General features: G+C 45.1%; 12 protein-coding genes. 10 read left to right on the forward strand and 2 right to left on the reverse strand.

Annotation, left to right across the window (positions count from 1 at the left end; all coding sequences use genetic code 11):
• Window positions 1-447 precede the first annotated feature (447 nt).
• Window positions 448-1,599: a DMT family transporter gene (locus IQ268_RS16660; protein WP_193881267.1), complete on the forward strand. Its 1,152-nt coding sequence runs from the start codon at window positions 448-450 to the stop codon at window positions 1,597-1,599.
• Here the strand turns inward: IQ268_RS16660 and IQ268_RS16665 are convergent.
• Together IQ268_RS16665 and IQ268_RS16670 are read right to left on the reverse strand one after the other, a co-directional pair.
• On the reverse strand, window positions 1,579-2,583 hold the full coding sequence (locus IQ268_RS16665) for a DUF3365 domain-containing protein (protein WP_193881269.1): 1,005 nt from the start codon (window positions 2,581-2,583) through the stop codon (window positions 1,579-1,581). The two genes, IQ268_RS16660 and IQ268_RS16665, sit on opposite strands and share 21 nt — an antisense overlap.
• 20 nt (window positions 2,584-2,603) lie before the next feature.
• Window positions 2,604-3,473, reverse strand: a complete 870-nt coding sequence (locus IQ268_RS16670) for a phosphate/phosphite/phosphonate ABC transporter substrate-binding protein (protein WP_193881272.1) — start codon at window positions 3,471-3,473, stop codon at window positions 2,604-2,606.
• Window positions 3,474-3,614: 141 nt separating this feature from the next.
• On the opposite strand from IQ268_RS16670, the gene IQ268_RS16675 reads away from it, so the two are divergent.
• From IQ268_RS16675 to IQ268_RS16715, 9 genes are all read left to right on the forward strand, one after another.
• Window positions 3,615-5,732 carry a caspase family protein gene (locus IQ268_RS16675; protein ID WP_193881275.1) on the forward strand — a complete coding sequence of 706 codons (2,118 nt, stop codon included), beginning with the start codon at window positions 3,615-3,617 and terminating at the stop codon, window positions 5,730-5,732.
• A gap of 16 nt (window positions 5,733-5,748) precedes the next feature.
• Complete coding sequence (locus tag IQ268_RS16680; RefSeq protein ID WP_193881278.1) at window positions 5,749-6,978, forward strand: sigma-70 family RNA polymerase sigma factor; 1,230 nt, start codon at window positions 5,749-5,751, stop codon at window positions 6,976-6,978.
• Window positions 6,959-8,110, forward strand: coding sequence for a DUF1822 family protein (locus IQ268_RS16685; protein ID WP_228035445.1), 1,152 nt, complete (start codon window positions 6,959-6,961; stop codon window positions 8,108-8,110). The genes IQ268_RS16680 and IQ268_RS16685 overlap by 20 nt, the downstream gene beginning before the upstream one ends.
• Before the next feature lie 101 nt (window positions 8,111-8,211).
• Window positions 8,212-8,820: a ParA family protein gene (locus tag IQ268_RS16690; protein WP_193881283.1), complete on the forward strand. Its 609-nt coding sequence runs from the start codon at window positions 8,212-8,214 to the stop codon at window positions 8,818-8,820.
• Window positions 8,813-9,784, forward strand: a complete 972-nt coding sequence (locus IQ268_RS16695; RefSeq protein ID WP_193881286.1) for a ParB/RepB/Spo0J family partition protein — start codon at window positions 8,813-8,815, stop codon at window positions 9,782-9,784. Before IQ268_RS16690 ends, IQ268_RS16695 begins: the two co-directional genes overlap by 8 nt.
• A 322-nt stretch (window positions 9,785-10,106) precedes the next feature.
• A complete protein-coding gene (locus IQ268_RS16700) occupies window positions 10,107-10,730 on the forward strand; it encodes a sigma-70 family RNA polymerase sigma factor (protein WP_228035446.1) in 624 nt (207 codons plus the stop codon).
• Between the two features lie 289 nt (window positions 10,731-11,019).
• Window positions 11,020-12,471: an ABC transporter substrate-binding protein gene (locus IQ268_RS16705; protein WP_193881293.1), complete on the forward strand. Its 1,452-nt coding sequence runs from the start codon at window positions 11,020-11,022 to the stop codon at window positions 12,469-12,471.
• Window positions 12,472-12,507: 36 nt separating this feature from the next.
• The gene (locus IQ268_RS16710; RefSeq protein ID WP_193881296.1) at window positions 12,508-12,834 is read left to right on the forward strand and encodes a hypothetical protein; all 327 of its coding nucleotides are present in this window, start codon (window positions 12,508-12,510) and stop codon (window positions 12,832-12,834) included.
• Between the two features lie 39 nt (window positions 12,835-12,873).
• Window positions 12,874-15,183, forward strand: a complete 2,310-nt coding sequence (locus tag IQ268_RS16715; protein ID WP_193881299.1) for a hypothetical protein — start codon at window positions 12,874-12,876, stop codon at window positions 15,181-15,183.
• Window positions 15,184-15,193 lie beyond the last annotated feature (10 nt).

The raw sequence follows: 15,193 nt of genomic DNA on the forward strand, positions 1-15,193 counted from the left end.
CATTGCCAAGCGGTGGAACCGACCGATTAAAGATTGGAAGGCAGCGTTGTCGCATTTTGCTATCCTATTTCCAGGACGCTTCAATTATTGACGATCTCAAGGCTTACACAAAAATCAAAACACTCTCAACGATTCTTATCGATAGTTGGTGTAGGATGATTCCAATCATTATTACCCTCGTCGAGCAAGAGTTAAGCATCCATCAGGCAGTTTATTGACTAGAACACATTTGTAGAGTGTCCTGTGTCCTAAGTAAATCTCAACATGAAACTATCCCCTCATTTGAGACGGGTTCTTCCTGTCAGCTTAGTTTTCGGCACTATCCTATCGTTCCAGATTGGATCAGCGATTTCAAAATCGCTATTTGAGGTCGCCCCCCCCCTTGCGATTCTCTCCATATACCTCCTTTTAGCTGGAATATTCCTTCTATGTATCCGTCCTCCTAGCATGGAGAAGGTCAAAGCCCACCTCGTGTCGTTGGGCTTGTACGGACTTGGCTTATGCCTGATGAATATCTGCTTTTACAATGCTTTCGAGAGACTTCCCATTGGGATTGTCAGTGTCTTTGCCTTCATTGGCCCACTGGGGATGTCCATCCTCAAATCCAGGAAGATCTCTGATTCCCTTTGGGGTGTCCTTGCCGGAATTGGGATCGTTTTGTTAAGCCCGGTTGTCAACGAATCCCTGAATCTTGGAGGCGTTGGCTTTGCCCTCCTTGCAGGTCTGTTTTGGGCACTATACATACTCATTTCTGAGTATATCGCTACAATTTTCCCGGACGGGGATGCTGTTGGGGTGGCAACCCTAGTTGCAGCGTTACCCTTAATTCCCTGGGGTTTAGAGATATCATCTGTCAGTGCCGCGCTCAGCCCCAAATTTATCTTTGCATTGGTTGGAGTTGCGGCATTATCGTCCGTGATTCCGTTTACCTGCGATTTTTATGCTGTCCGATTTTTGTCTGCCCGTGTATTTGGGGTTTTGCTTAGCTTTGAGCCTGCGATCGCAGCCCTTTCTGGATTTGTGATTCTACAAGAGCACCTGGGGCTTAGATCCTTGCTAGGAACTGCGATGATTATAATTGCAGGGATCGGCGTATCCTTGTTTTCTCAAGCCAACGCTGACCAACCACAAGTTGATAAAGCATTGTTGCTCCCACCCTCTAGATTTGCCACAGGGTTGCCTTTTCGGGAGCAATTAATACTGACTGAATCCCAACAACAAGAGCTTGTGCAGGCATTGAAGGAGGTCATCAGCATAGCTGCTCCAAGATACTTAGAGCAGGGATTAAGGCTCTCCAAGAACGTCGATGAACTCATTGGTCATCTGACGAAGTATGTTCCTCCTGAACGAAGGGACGATATCAGAAGGATCGTCCTTTATCACATTCAGAAAAAAGAGACCTTGCTCTTTCGAGAACAGTGTGTGAATTGCTTATCGACTGTCATTGGCCGAGTCGCAGCAATGCGACTGATTAAACAAGTCGTTCAAGATAATCCTGATCTATCTGATCGGGATTTCTTAAAAGAATTGGGAAAGAAGCTTCCTAACGAAAAGGCTAAAAGACGATTTAACGAGGAACTATCGCGATTCTCCTCCTGAACTGCTTGAGTGCGAAGAATATTCTATTGAGTTCACGTCATGAATTCCTTCTGCTCTATCTCGGTATTCTAGTTCTTGTGCGAAAGTTTTTAGCCCATAAATCATTGAGCTGATTGCCCTAGAAAGAACGCCAAATTCATTGTTGGATTTCTCAAAAGGAAACTCCACGTCCAGGTTATCTTCGCTTGCTACTAACTGAGCGGTTCGGGCAATTTTTAGTATCGGTTGAACAACAACCTTGGAAAGCAGGATATTCAGAATAAGAAGAATCAAGATGAGAATAGCTGCCAAGACTGCAATGCCTTGAATCGATCGATGTCGAGCCATATCCGCAATCTGACGATACGGAACAGACACGATCTGTGTGGCGATCACACTATTGAGTTGCCACCCGAATCCATTCTCAGAGCCATAACTAGCGATCAAACTCGCTGGGGCATTCGCTGGAATTGAATGACATTCAAGGCAACTAGGATTATTGAGCTTCAACGGTTGAGCAACATAGAAGAACTCCTCTGGCCCAAAGTTTCTGATTCCAGAAAGCAGTGTAGGTGCGTTTTCACTACGAAAGCGCTCTAAGAGCGCCATCTCGAATTCGTCAGCTCGATCCCTTGGATTAGTTGGATTGTCAGCCGCTGCCTTATAAAAGAAGTCGTTGTAGGGTTCATCGTCCCGGAAGAAGTCAAACGTTTGCCGTGCTGCTGCTGCTGGAATTGCTTCGCTCGTAAACTGGGTTGCAGACTGAAGTTGCTGTTGTAGGAGCGGCGTTATGTGCTCCTGTGTGTAGCTCCGTGTAGCGTTGGCAAATTGATTGACGATCAAGGCTTGCGCCTCTACTTCTGCTTTTGCCCCGTTCTCAAATATTGAGGACAGCAAAAAACCAAAACCACAGACACTCAGAAAAAATACGAGCGATAAAATTAGGTTTAGTTTGGCGGCCAGTCCAAACTTGATTTTACGTCTCTCGTTGGGTGATGCTTTCATGGTTTCTCCTGATTTGATCTTTAATACAATGGAACTGGGCTGATATCCTCACGAATCCGCCCTTCAATACGCTGTAGTTGGTTGATAAATGCAATCCATTCCTCATATTGAGGAATTGGAGCGTTCGGCACATATCCAGTTCCCTGAATTAAGTTGGGGTGGGCTTGCTTCATTGCTTTTTCTAGGAGGATTTGTTGATTTTGGTCAATGTCAGGGCTAATGACAACAGAGCCAGCAGGAACTTGCTGGCGACGATCGATCGAAATCACACGAACGGATATTTGACTCCTCTTCCTGTATGCTTCCAGCTCTGCTTGGGACATAGCCGCAACATCAACAATGGATTGTTCCAGCCAGGTTAAAGCTGTGTTTGCATTTGCAAAGACAATTTTGTTTAGAGTTATGCCATAAAGATTCCACAGAGGCACAAAGTAGGCTGTAGCTGACCCTCTATGCCCTAGCGCCAGGGTTGCGCCGTTAACATCTTCAAGAGTTTTGATCGCTGAATCATCGCGAACCACTAAAACCGACGATAAATGGGTTGCGCTATTCAGGGAAAAGATTGGGACATATCCCTCTGCAATAGCAATTGCGGCAACCCCTGGAGACGCAAAAATAAGATGCCAAGCATTCTGCTTAATTTGCGCGATCGCCCGAAGTTCGTTAGGTGTCGTTTCTAAATCGATGGGAACTCCAAGTTCCTGTTCTAGGTATCCCTCTAACTCCTGGAAAGGAGCTATTTGATCTCCATCTGCAACCGCTCCAATAAGCAACTGCCTCTTAAGACTGGTACTGATGCCAGCTTCACCACTGCAACTCGCTAACAATCGAGCACTACAGAGCGACAGAAAAAAGCAAGATTGATTGAGAAACGATCGACGGGAAGGCATAGAAATTGGGCAGTTGCTTGAGCCTGATAGTTGTTAAGGATAGAAGGAATGCTTGTTTATGTCGATACGTTGAAATGTTCAATTTGGCTGTATCAAATAATGGTTGATTTGGTAGTGTAATATTAAGAATCTTGGTGAGTCATGCCGAAAACGCTAAAAACCAGTGCAAGCACTGACCATCCCCTTTTGTTAGGGCAATCCAAACTGTGGGTGCTTTTGGTTGGTGTCGATCGTTATCAGGACGAGCGCTTTTCCGATTTGGCGTACTCCTCAAAGGATTGTGAGGGAGTCGCAGCCGCGTTAGCATCTGCCTCCAAAAGAATTCCCAAGAAGCAACTGATTGTCCACCATGACGCTTCACACAAACCTCCTACACTGCGCTCTGTGCAGAGTAGTTTAAGAAAAATAATTTCATCTGCTCAAGCAGATGACACTGTTCTGTTTTATTTCTCAGGGCACGGTGCAATTGATCCAGCCACCCAAAAAGCAATGTTGTGCTTCCGAGATACCCGGAGAACTGATCTGGCGAATACAGCTTTAAGTATGCAAGATCTATTGCAATCATTAGAAAAGAGTGCGACTCGACAGAAATTGTTGTGGTTGGATGCTTGTCACAGCGGCAATTTATCGATTCAAGGCGCAAAGCAATATGCTGATGTTGAATCAGAAGCCACAGGGTTTATCGATTTTCTTCACAATAGCGTAAATTACAGCCAAGGCTTCTATGCACTATTGTCCTGTGATGCGGAACAACGATCATGGGAGTTCCCAGAACTGGGACATGGTGTCTTTAGCTACTATTTGATTCAAGGTTTGCGTGGAAATGCCGCAGATTCACAAGGGCTAATTGAGGCAGATAGCCTCTACCGCTACGTCTATAACGGAACAGTCGATTACATTGACCGGATCAATCAACGGGTTCGGGAATTGAACGACGAGAAACTCGGTAAACGAGATAGCCAAGATAGTTTCTTATACCCTGAGTATTCCCTACAAACACCTAAACGAATTGTCAATGGAATCGGAGATCTAGTCATTGGTGAAACACTTCTAGGTGGAGGTGAAGAGCCTTCTACCCTTCCTCAACAATGGACGGAGAAACCGAAGCGAATAGAGAAGATAAAACAACCTACTCGGTTGTTTTATCCGATGATCGGACTGTTATTAGTCGGTTTCTTTTCACATTCTTTGAGTTCATCAGGTATAGGTCAACTTAGCCAACAAAATCAGACCACTGAGCTTTTTGAGAGCAATCAACCCTGCAACATTAACGCTGTCCCACTTGATCCAGATTCAAGCCAGTATAATGCTCAGATTCTAATGAATAACTGTGCTGTAGGCGGCAAATGGAGGGATGTATCGATTGAGGCATTTACAGGGCAGTCCAAAGTATGGGCTTTAGCTCTTAGTCCAGATGGTCGAACGTTGGTCAGTGCCGGGGAGCCAGTGATCGAGATTTGGGGAGGAGTGGACTCCCATGCTCAGGCACGAGCCAACGAGGTACAGCGGTTGCACCGTCTCAAAGGGCATTCAGATAAAGTTTATACAGTTGCTATTAGTCCAGATGGGCAAATGCTTGCTAGTGGGAGTGCAGATCAAACAATCAAGATCTGGAATCTTCAGACAGGAGATTTGATCCGTACTTTGAAGGGGCACACAGGTGCTGTTTGGTCTGTTGCCTTTAGTCCAGATAATCAAACGCTTGTCAGTGGCAGTGTAGATAAAACAATCAAGTTGTGGGATCTTGAATCAGGCGAGACCACCCGCACGTTGGCAGGCCATCAGGACTGGGTATTTTCGGTTGCTATTAGTCCGGATGGGCAAATGCTTGCTAGCTCCAGTCAAGATAAAACCATCAAGCTATGGGACTTGCAGACTGGCAATGAACTCAAGACGATAACAGGGCATGACGATGCTGTGAGAGCGATCGCTTTCTCACCAAAAGAGCCTCGCCTTGCCAGTGCGAGCTGGGATGGGACAGTAAAAGTTTGGGACACAGCTACAGGTGCTCTCGTTCGAACTTTTTCTGGTCATAGCGATCGCGTTGTGTCGGTCGCTTACAATCCCACAGGTGACACGATTGCTAGCAGTAGCACCGACCAGACCATAAAGCTCTGGAAAATGGATCTTGAAACGTCGCTGGGAACGATGTCTGGTCACTCTGACTGGATATTGGCGACTGTGTTTACTCCAGACAATAACGCACTAATTAGTAGCGGCCTAGACCAAACTATTGCCGTGTGGCGAAAGATGAAGTGATTGAGAGTAGTAAGGTATGTTCCTTCGCGAAGAGTTGCTTGAAGTCTTTTCCACTTTTCTACAGTTCGATGATGTATGTCAAAAATGGATAACCGACCCCAAGCTACGCCGCAACATGCAAGCTGCTATACGATCGAATGTCCAGGAGCGATCGCAAGATTTTTGGGCGCTTTACTGGTACAAACAGTGGGAGGCGGAAAACGCGGAAAACTTAGTAGCCAAAGAACATTTAAATGCTTACGTTCAGGAGACCTGTTTCTGGGTCGCACGAAAAACAGAAGTAATCTTCGATTCACAATACACCGTCTCTGATTACTTTCAAATAGCAATTTCACGGTTCGACAAAATCCTTCATGGCTTTAAAGAGACGAAGGGATATAAGTTTAAGAATTATGCTTTAGTTGCCTTCCGAAATACGATTCGTGATTTTTTAATCCATGAGAATGAAGTTAGCGTATTACATGATTGGGCTTTGCTCCGGAGAAGTAGCAAAAAACGTTTAATAACTGCCTTAAAGCAACACAAGCAAGGGTGTTGTGATGCTGATATTGCTAGGTATGTTTTAGCATGGTCATGCTTCATGAAAATCTATAGTCCCGACGTTAGGACAAAAATAATAACTACTCCGAATAAAGAGCAATGGAAGGCAATTGCTGATCTTTACAGCTATCGTTGTAAAACTGAGCTTTTCAGTATTGTGACCATTGATCCTCTTGTTTTGGAGGATTGGATGAGACTTTGTGCTGAAGCTATCCGATCGGGTTTCAGTCCCAAGTTTATTTCGATTTACGAACTTGCTCCTGTTGATAGATCTAAAACTGAATTCGTAGAAGTGCTTGATCAGTTGACATCGACTGATCAAGCACTTCCGCTTGATCTAATTTCAGTGGAAGAGGAAGAGGAAGAACGACAACAACAGCGAATGTTTCTCAATTCAGTATTGCTAGAAACATTGAATTGCCTGGATCGCGATTCACGTTCATTACTCGCACTTTACTATCAGGAAGGTCTGTTACAGCAGCAAATTTCCTCGTTGCTAAATATGAATCAAAGCACCGTATCACGGCGTTTGGAGCGGATACGAAGAAGTTTCTTGATAGCCTTGATTCAACGGGGAGAAGATCACCTGCATATTTCTAATGATTCCACCGTACTTGAACGTGTGGGAGCAGCCATTGAGGAATGGCTGCATATCCATTTTGCACCTAGCACTGACCATCCGTATTATGAAAATATCAGCCCCTGAACTTTTCCTGGACATTAATCCCAAATCTCTCGTTGGTTGCACTAACGAGAGTCTACGATTTTCACCACACCGACAGTGGGAGGTGTTTCTAAACAAGCTTTGTTTAGAAACCGTTTCCTCCTGGTTGAAAGAAGACGATCCTTCCGGCGTTGAGCCTTGGCCTAACACTGCGACTTTACCCAGCTTTTGGGAAGTTGTGAATGGCACAGCACTTGCGCTATCTGGCATTAAATTGGTATTGATTCCCTCAGAATCAATTGATATGGATGAAATCAGAGTTCCTCAAGAATGGGTCGATATTCCCTCCTGGAGTGCTGATTATTACATCCCCGTGCGAGTCAATCCTAATGAAGGTTGGATCAAGATTCATGGATTTGCCCGTCACCGGGATTTGAAAAGTATGGGCATCTACGATCCGAGCGATCGCTGCTACAGCCTTGCTAGCGAAAAATTAATAAATGATGTTTGCCTTCTCTGGGTTGCTCAGGAATTATCCTTGAATGAACGAGTGGCCGTTGATCCATTAGCCCCTTTATCTCTTACACAAGCCCAATCGTTGTTGCAGCGTTTAGGTAATCCATCGATTGTTGATCCTCAATTTGAGGTGCCATTTTCCATGTGGGCTTCTTTGATTGCTCACGATGGCTGGAGGCAGCAGTTGTCTGATCAAAGGCGAGGGATACCCAATCAACAATCTGTTCAACAGTGGTTGGAGTCAGGGATCTCTGAAATCGGGCGGCAGTTGGGCTGGTCTCGCGTTGAGTTTCAGACCACCTCCAGTGCTCTCGCCAGGAGCGAGACGGCAGAAGATCCAACTGGGGCGATTGCATTTAAGCGAGATTTGTCAATATCTGGAGTTGATTGCAAGCTCTGGATACATCAGATCGAAAGCACTGTGGCTGAAAATGTGTGGCGATTTGAATTGCGATCGCCTTCCTCTAGTAATCTTGCTCCTGGCATTTGCCTGCGACTGTTAACTGAGGATCTCCAACCGTTTGAGAATAACGAGGTTACGTCAGAAGGTAACCAGTCTGAACTTTATATTGAAGTTGCTTTAGAGCCAGGTGAGGGATTGGTTTGGGAAATTGACCCCTCACCTGAACACTACGTTCAAGAAATCTTGCGTTTTTGAGCTAAGAGCCTGCATGGTAGTGTTTTCTTCAGAAATAGGGATTGACATCGCCTACTTACAACCTGTCCGTATAGACTATATAAAGTCACTTTTACGGACGTATGATCATTACCACTGCTTCATTTAAAGGTGGTGTGGCCAAGACCACGACAGCCATTCACTTAGCGGCTTATCTACAACTGAACGGGCAAACTCTTCTGATTGATGGCGACAACAACCGTTCTGCAACTCGATGGGCAGAGCGAGGTTTAGATCGGGGAGGGTTGCCTTTCAAAGTCGTTGGTGTAAATCAATCTGCAAAGTACAGCAAAAATTGTGAACACTTTGTCATTGATACGGAAGCCAGCGCTGAAGAAGATGAATTGAGAGAAATTGTAGATGGGTGTGACTTGTTGGTTCTACCTACTACTCCTGACACAATGTCTCTCGATGCACTGATTCAAACTGTCGAGTTGTTGAGATCACTGAGTGTTGATAAGTATCGAGTGCTATTAACAAGAGTGCCGTCGCCCCCCAGAAAAGAAGGGGAAGAGGCGCGAGAATTTTTAACGGAAGCGGGGTTCCCTCTATTTAATGGAAAGATTAGGGAAGCTGTAGCCTTCCAGAAGGCAGCAAATGAAGGTGTGTTGGTTCACCAAGTCAGCGATCGCCGTGCTCGAATTGGGTGGAACGAATACTGTGCGATCGGTAAGGAGGTGTTTGGTGAGTAATTCAAAGCAGAACCGCTTTAAGGGCTTAATGCAGGTCATCAAGCAGGAGAGCGACAAATCAGAAGCTGCTGAGATTCAGCAAGACTTCTCTCGTGCAGGTACAAAATCTCAGGAACAGCCTGATGTTATTCAGGTACAGTACGGCAAAATTCATAGAGATCAAGGGCAATCTCGTCGCTATTTTGATCCGGATGAACTGAATAAGATGGCAGTTTCCATGAAAGCTGTTGGGATCATTGATCCACTATCTGTTCGCCTTCGTCCTGGAACCTCAGATGAGTACGATTTGCTAGCCGGAGAAAAGCGGCATCGGTCTGCGGAGATCGCTGGTTTAGAGAAAGTTCCGGTCAGAGTTTTTGAGGTTGGCGATCAGGTTGCCGAGGATATTAAGGCAATTAGTAACCTCCAGCGCAGCGACCTGAATAAGTGGGAGGAAACCAATGCGATTCTGGGAATGTTATGCCGTAATCTAGGCAAGAGCCAGAGCGAGGTGATTAGCCTTCTGAACCAGGCCGCTAACCAAAAACGAGGGCTTACGGACAACGTTGTCCGTAGTGAGGATTGGGCGCTTGTTGAGGAAGTTTTTGCCGTTGTGGGTCGGTTGACCCCAGAAAGCTTCCGCAAGCACCGAGTACCATTGATCAAATTACCTGAGCATATTCAAGCCGTTTTACAGCAGGGCAAGTTGCATTACACCAAGGTTAACGAAATCCTGAAGGTCAAAGACCCTAAGCAGCAGCGGCAGTTGTTGGAATTGGCAATCGCTCAGAATTTATCAGTTAATGACATTCAGGCAGAGGTTAAAGCCATACGGCAGGAAACTGCTGAGACGGATGATGTTTTGCCACAGCGCATAACCAGTATTACTCAGCAGCTCAAAAAAAAGAAAGTCTGGAATGATCCGAAAAAAAGAGGAAGATTAGAAGAACTGCTGGCGGAATTGAGTTCTTTAATTTCTGAGTAATCGATACTTGCAAGTAGTGCTATATTTTTTTCTTTGGAAAATAGGTGTCAGGTCTTGAGTAACGCAAGACTCTAAAGCTTGCCAAAACAATTCGAGAATACTTTCTTTGTTACGGATTGTTAAGATTTTATTTTTCTAGAAAGTTGGCCTTGAATCCTCATGGAATAACGCTTTTAGCTTCTTGCTATGGGAATCACAATAGGCAAGTTTTGAAAACTTCGACAGACAGCCTGCATATTGGACACAAGCCAAAAGTACTTAGACATATAGTCCAATCTTTAAATTCTGGCTTATGGCTGAGAGTTCTTCATTGTGCCTGGAGATGCTGATTGAGCAGGCTCGTACTTATCCTCCAAGGAGTGCCAATCGGCAAAAAATCGTCGCTCAAATCGTCGCTCAAATCAAACCAAAGCTATGGAAGAAAATTAACGACCCGTATTACGAGGACGTGTTGCAACAGGCGTGGCTATATCTCTGTGCAAATCTATGTGAGACTACTACGGGTCAAGCCTACGATCCAAGACGTGCGTCAGTCTCGTCTTGGATGAACTTTTACTTAAAACACCGCTTGCAGGATGTGTGGCGTGATCAAGCCAAAATCAAACACTTTTTCAACAATTACACATTCGATCTCACATCCGAGAACAATTACACATTCGATCTCACATTCGAGGAAATCGAAGCAAGACCAATCGTTCCACCAATATTAGAAATAGTCAAAGCTTGGGTTGAATCAGATGAAACAGGTGAATTGAGTCGAATTCACCTCAGAGGTTCCCACCATGTAACCTGCCAATTATTGATTCTGCGACGACTGCCCCCTGAAACTTCATGGAGAGAGCTATCAGAGGAATTCAATATTCCCATTCCAACGTTAAGTAGCTTCTACAGACGCAAATGTATGCCTCTTCTGCGTCAGTTTGGTGAATCGCAAGGATTTCTCTAATTACTAATGCAACATTTTCTGGAGACATACGCCAATGCGAGCTATTAAACGATCGTTACTTGCAAGCACCCCTTGGTTCTGTACAGGGGAAGGGTCTGGTTTAAATCATCAAGAGGTGATGAATACAGGGGTTCATTGCTTCATTTGTAATAGTCCCTGCCCTGATAATGATGTTGCGACTAACTTTGTCCTTAGCTTAGACACTTCTGCTAAGGTGCCTCCTCAACAAGAGGTAGTCCTAGCCCTACCTCCAAAATCTGATAGGGAGATAGATCAAGCATCAGAGCCAGTGTTGCAATCCTCTGCACCACTGGCTCTGAATCCTCTCAAGTTACTAGCCTTTGCTGGTATTGGTGTTGTAGCGATTTTTTGGTTGCTAGGACAATGGATACTAGCAGATCATGAGAAAATGCATCGGGATGAAGGGCATTTAAAGCAGATTACCCAACATTCATCAACGGCTCACAACCCACTAGCCAGCGTCGATCGCTTCAGTAGTGGGGAGCGAGTTCTATTTAAATATAGAGGCAATTTTGAGCGCGATCGCGGAGTTAAAGCGTTTGCCGCAGGAGATTACAGCACTGCAATCACGCAATTTCAGCAAGCAATCCAAAGCGCTCCCAATGATCCAGAATCACAGATTTATCTGAATAATGCGAAGGCTCGACAACAAGGTAATCCGTATCTGCTAGCAGCCGTGGTTCCAGTAGACAATCAAGCCAGCTCAGCCGAGGAGATGGTAAGGGGAGTTGCTGATGCCCAAACCCAGTTCAATGATGCAGGAGGCGATCGCCTTCTAGAAATTCACTTAGTGAACGACGGCAACGATCCAAGTGTTGCAGCAGCGATCGCCAATCATCTTGCTAACCACTCTGAGGTATTGGGGATTATCGGTCACAATTCCAGTGATGCCAGTTTAGCCGCGCTACCCGAATATGAAAAGGTAGGAATGGCGATGATATCACCTACCAGCACGAGTACAGAGCTGAAGGGAGATTCATTCTTCAGAACCCCTCCTTCTGATCTCGCATCAGGGAGAACGTTGGCAGGGTACGCCGCTCACTCATTGACAAGAGTCGTGGTTTTCTCGGATTCTCAGAGCAGCTACAGTAAGAGCCTGCAACAGTCGTTTGAACAGGCATTCGTTCAAACAGGTGGAGACATTATTAATGTCGTTGATTTAGCCAACTCTGGCTTTGATGCCCAATCTGCAATCCAAAGCGCGTCTGAGTCTGGAGCTGAGGGCGCTCTGTTATTTCCCAGTACAAAAACAGTTTCTGGAGCTATTGCGATCGCCCGTGCTAATGCTGGCTTGCCGTCTGATAAACGTCTTCAATTAATCGGTGGAGACGCGCTCTATAACCCAAGCTTGCTTTTGAATGGGCAGTCTGCTGTAGAAGGGTTCGTTTTAGCTGTTCCCTGGGTTGCTGAAACGGAATATGCAGAGCGGTCTGCACGTCGATGGGGTGGTCAAATTAGTTGGAGGACGGCAATGAGTTTTGATGCTGCCCTGGCCTTCATCCATGCTCTATCTAATGGGGTTTCTCGTAATGATCTGGTTGAAAACCTCAAACAGGTCAGGCTGTTTGAGGCTACATCAGGAGGATCGCTCCAGTTCTCTTCAGGAGAAAGAGGGGAACCCATTCTTGTCGAAGTTGCCCAAGGTTCTGGGGGGCCTGACGGATCAAAGCTTACGTTTCAGCGGTTGGAACAGCCGGATGTTAAACAGTCGGTTAAGTGATGCCATTCTCAAATCAACTTATTTTGGAGAAAAACCATGATTTCTTCTGATCAACAACAGTTGCTGAGCTTATTAGATGCCTATCCGGAAATGCAGACTGAAGTGGCTCAGGCTCTCGATTTGCCTAGCAAAGAAATAGGATACAGACCTGAAACAGTTGAGGTTTTCTTTGAGGATGTTTTGGTGAGTATCCAGGACAGGCACGGCAGTCGAGACTTGGAGGTGCCCGTTGATTTTCAGCCCAAAGTTATTGCTTTATATGGAGATAGTGAATTGTTGTTGGTGCAAGCCGAACAGCAATTGATTCTCAATCGGTTGCCGCAATCTTTTGAATCCCAATGGATCTCTTACTCAAGAGTTTGATTTGAATTCTTTTGCTTCTGAATATCTGGAGACCCATCAATGGAATCTACAACAACGCAGGATTTCTTAAAAAACTTACAGAAGCGCTTAATTGCTGGAGGCATTGATCCGGACAAATTAAGCAGCCAGTCGCTTCGTATACAAATGGGAAGCCAGAAAGTTTACGAAGGCGTTATTGGTCAAGAGCCAGGAAGAAACTCGTTGGACGATACAAAAATTCAGCTATTAGAGAGCGTAATTGATCTCGCTGATCAACAACGATCGACCCCCTTTTCTAAAGAGGAATACGAGCAAATCAAAGACCAAACGATCGCAGACGTGTACGAGGAATATGGCGATAGATTGGTCAATATTCATGAGTCCATCCGTGGCTCTAATTCATTTGAATATCCCGATGTTTCGTATTTAACAGTTGAGGAGTTTGCCAAAAGTTTATCTTTAGACCTTTCCAACGAAAGTGGCTCTACTCCAAAAGGGACAATCAATATTGACTTAGGTGGCGATCGTATTTTTCGGTACGCCAAGGGAGTTATTGAAATTGATTCGTTTAAGCCTGTTGTACGTTATGAGAATGATATGAATGAGGTTGTAGATGGTTTAGATAAATCCCAACAGAGCGACAACCCTCTTCAAGTTATTTCTGAGGTGGAACAGCAAATTAAAGATAAAGAGAAGGCTAAAACTATCAGCCTCCTACGTTATGCTGAAGCACGGTTACAGTCCCTATACGAAAACGGCAAGGTGGTCGATTTGTATGACGATCAAATTACTTTTCTTCGTGCGGGAGAAGATGGAATCGTTCGGAATTACACGGTTCAGCCTCATGAAAATATTGTTGAGAAGAGTGGTGATCCTGTGGTGATTGGACGTGCTGACAATATATCCTTTGTTGATCTAGCGTTGGTCAATAATGTTTTTTCAGACTTAGGCTTAATAGATCCGTCTGAGCATTCTCGTATTGACGACTGGGATCTCCATGCCATGTATCCCTTCAAAGATTGGACAGTTGAGCAAGTTGCCCAATTCCATAAAGACATGAATGATCCTCAATTAGAGATCGTTTACACTCAACTCTATTTTGCTCAAGAAGAGATAGCGGAAGGAATAACTTTACCTTATTCCTCAGTTGCTTTTGATGTGGAACGAGATGTCAGCAAGTTGACTATTGCTAACTACTGGAAAGAATTGACAGGAATTGATTTAAACGCTGAATCTACATCCGTTCATCCTGAAAATAGACAAACTTCAAACCTGACCAGCGAGAATTCTGACCTATCTCTCACAAGAGTTGCCGAGAGTGAAGCGGTGTCCCAAGTAATTTCTGAGCAGATTAGTCCTTTGGACGATGGATCTGTGAACGCCGAAAGAGAACTGCCGCGTGATCCTTTAGACATACTGAGGGAAAAGGTTAGAGATAGTGCATCCTATATTAAGAGCAAGCTACCTGAGGTCTCTTCAGCGGTTAAAGCAAAACTGCCTGCCAGCGCGATCGCTATGTTTGAATTGTCTGGGAACCTTTCAGAGCCTCAGCGTGAATGGCTGAATCGAACATTTCAAGGCGTTGCTGATTCTGCTGTGGGAAAAACGTTGAAGGAGAAGGGGCCAAAAGCCGCTAGAGAGCTAGTACAACAGGTTGCAAGAGTTCCATCACGAACTCTAAATCGGATGTTGACAGACTCTACAGTTGCGATCGCCAATGGCTTTACGGGGCAGCAGGAGGACGTTGACGGAAAGATTCAGCAAGTTTACCGCTGTGAGAATTACGTTCTGCGAGTCAAAGACACAGACGACTCATTCTTCAAAAAAGCCTACACAGTTGAGGACAAGCAAGGTCAAACGCTGCTTGAATTTGAGCAAGGCCCGGTTCTGTCTCGAATCACTAGCCCAAACAAGATGAGTGTTTTGCAACAACTTGACTTCATTGGAACTGGGACAGAGCGAAACCTTGTGCAAGCTGCAAAACTCGCCAAGTCTGTATCAGGAAGGACGCAACAAGTTGTAAATACCTTGGGCAACTTGGCTCCTGAAGGCACTCGACAGCAATTGAACGAGTTTAAGACTCGTCAGGTAGCTGCAATTGCTGAATCAATCCTCCATAGTAAAGAGGCTATTGTTGACGGAGTAGGGCAACGCTTCTTTGAAGGCAAGCGCTTTGAATTTTCCAAAACATCAGATGGTGTCACTCGCATCTTTTCCAAAGGGGCTGAGCGATCGAGAGAAATCTTTCAATCAGGTCAGTCCTGGATACGAAGTCGAATCAACGGTAGCGACCAAGACCGTATCATTAAAAGTGCTAATGACTTAGCACGTCAACCCCGATCGAGATCAGGCCAACAGGTAAGTCGTTGAGAAATCGAAA

The organism is Oculatella sp. LEGE 06141 (assembly GCF_015207605.1).
Lineage (GTDB): Bacteria > Cyanobacteriota > Cyanobacteriia > Elainellales > Elainellaceae > Oculatella.

Bases quoted from the DNA above. Each gene is read 5' to 3' on its own strand.
- IQ268_RS16675 (WP_193881275.1), top strand. From the start codon at position 3,615: ATGCCGAAAACGCTAAAAACCAGTGCAAGCACTGACCATCCCCTTTTG.
- IQ268_RS16690 (WP_193881283.1), top strand. From the start codon at position 8,212: ATGATCATTACCACTGCTTCATTTAAAGGTGGTGTGGCCAAGACCACG.
- IQ268_RS16715 (WP_193881299.1), top strand. From the start codon at position 12,874: ATGGAATCTACAACAACGCAGGATTTCTTAAAAAACTTACAGAAGCGC.
- IQ268_RS16710 (WP_193881296.1), top strand. From the start codon at position 12,508: ATGATTTCTTCTGATCAACAACAGTTGCTGAGCTTATTAGATGCCTAT.
- IQ268_RS16665 (WP_193881269.1), bottom strand. From the start codon at position 2,583: ATGAAAGCATCACCCAACGAGAGACGTAAAATCAAGTTTGGACTGGCC.
- IQ268_RS16660 (WP_193881267.1), top strand. From the start codon at position 448: ATGGAGAAGGTCAAAGCCCACCTCGTGTCGTTGGGCTTGTACGGACTT.
- IQ268_RS16670 (WP_193881272.1), bottom strand. From the start codon at position 3,473: ATGCCTTCCCGTCGATCGTTTCTCAATCAATCTTGCTTTTTTCTGTCG.
- IQ268_RS16685 (WP_228035445.1), top strand. From the start codon at position 6,959: ATGAAAATATCAGCCCCTGAACTTTTCCTGGACATTAATCCCAAATCT.
- IQ268_RS16700 (WP_228035446.1), top strand. From the start codon at position 10,107: ATGCTGATTGAGCAGGCTCGTACTTATCCTCCAAGGAGTGCCAATCGG.
- IQ268_RS16680 (WP_193881278.1), top strand. From the start codon at position 5,749: ATGTTCCTTCGCGAAGAGTTGCTTGAAGTCTTTTCCACTTTTCTACAG.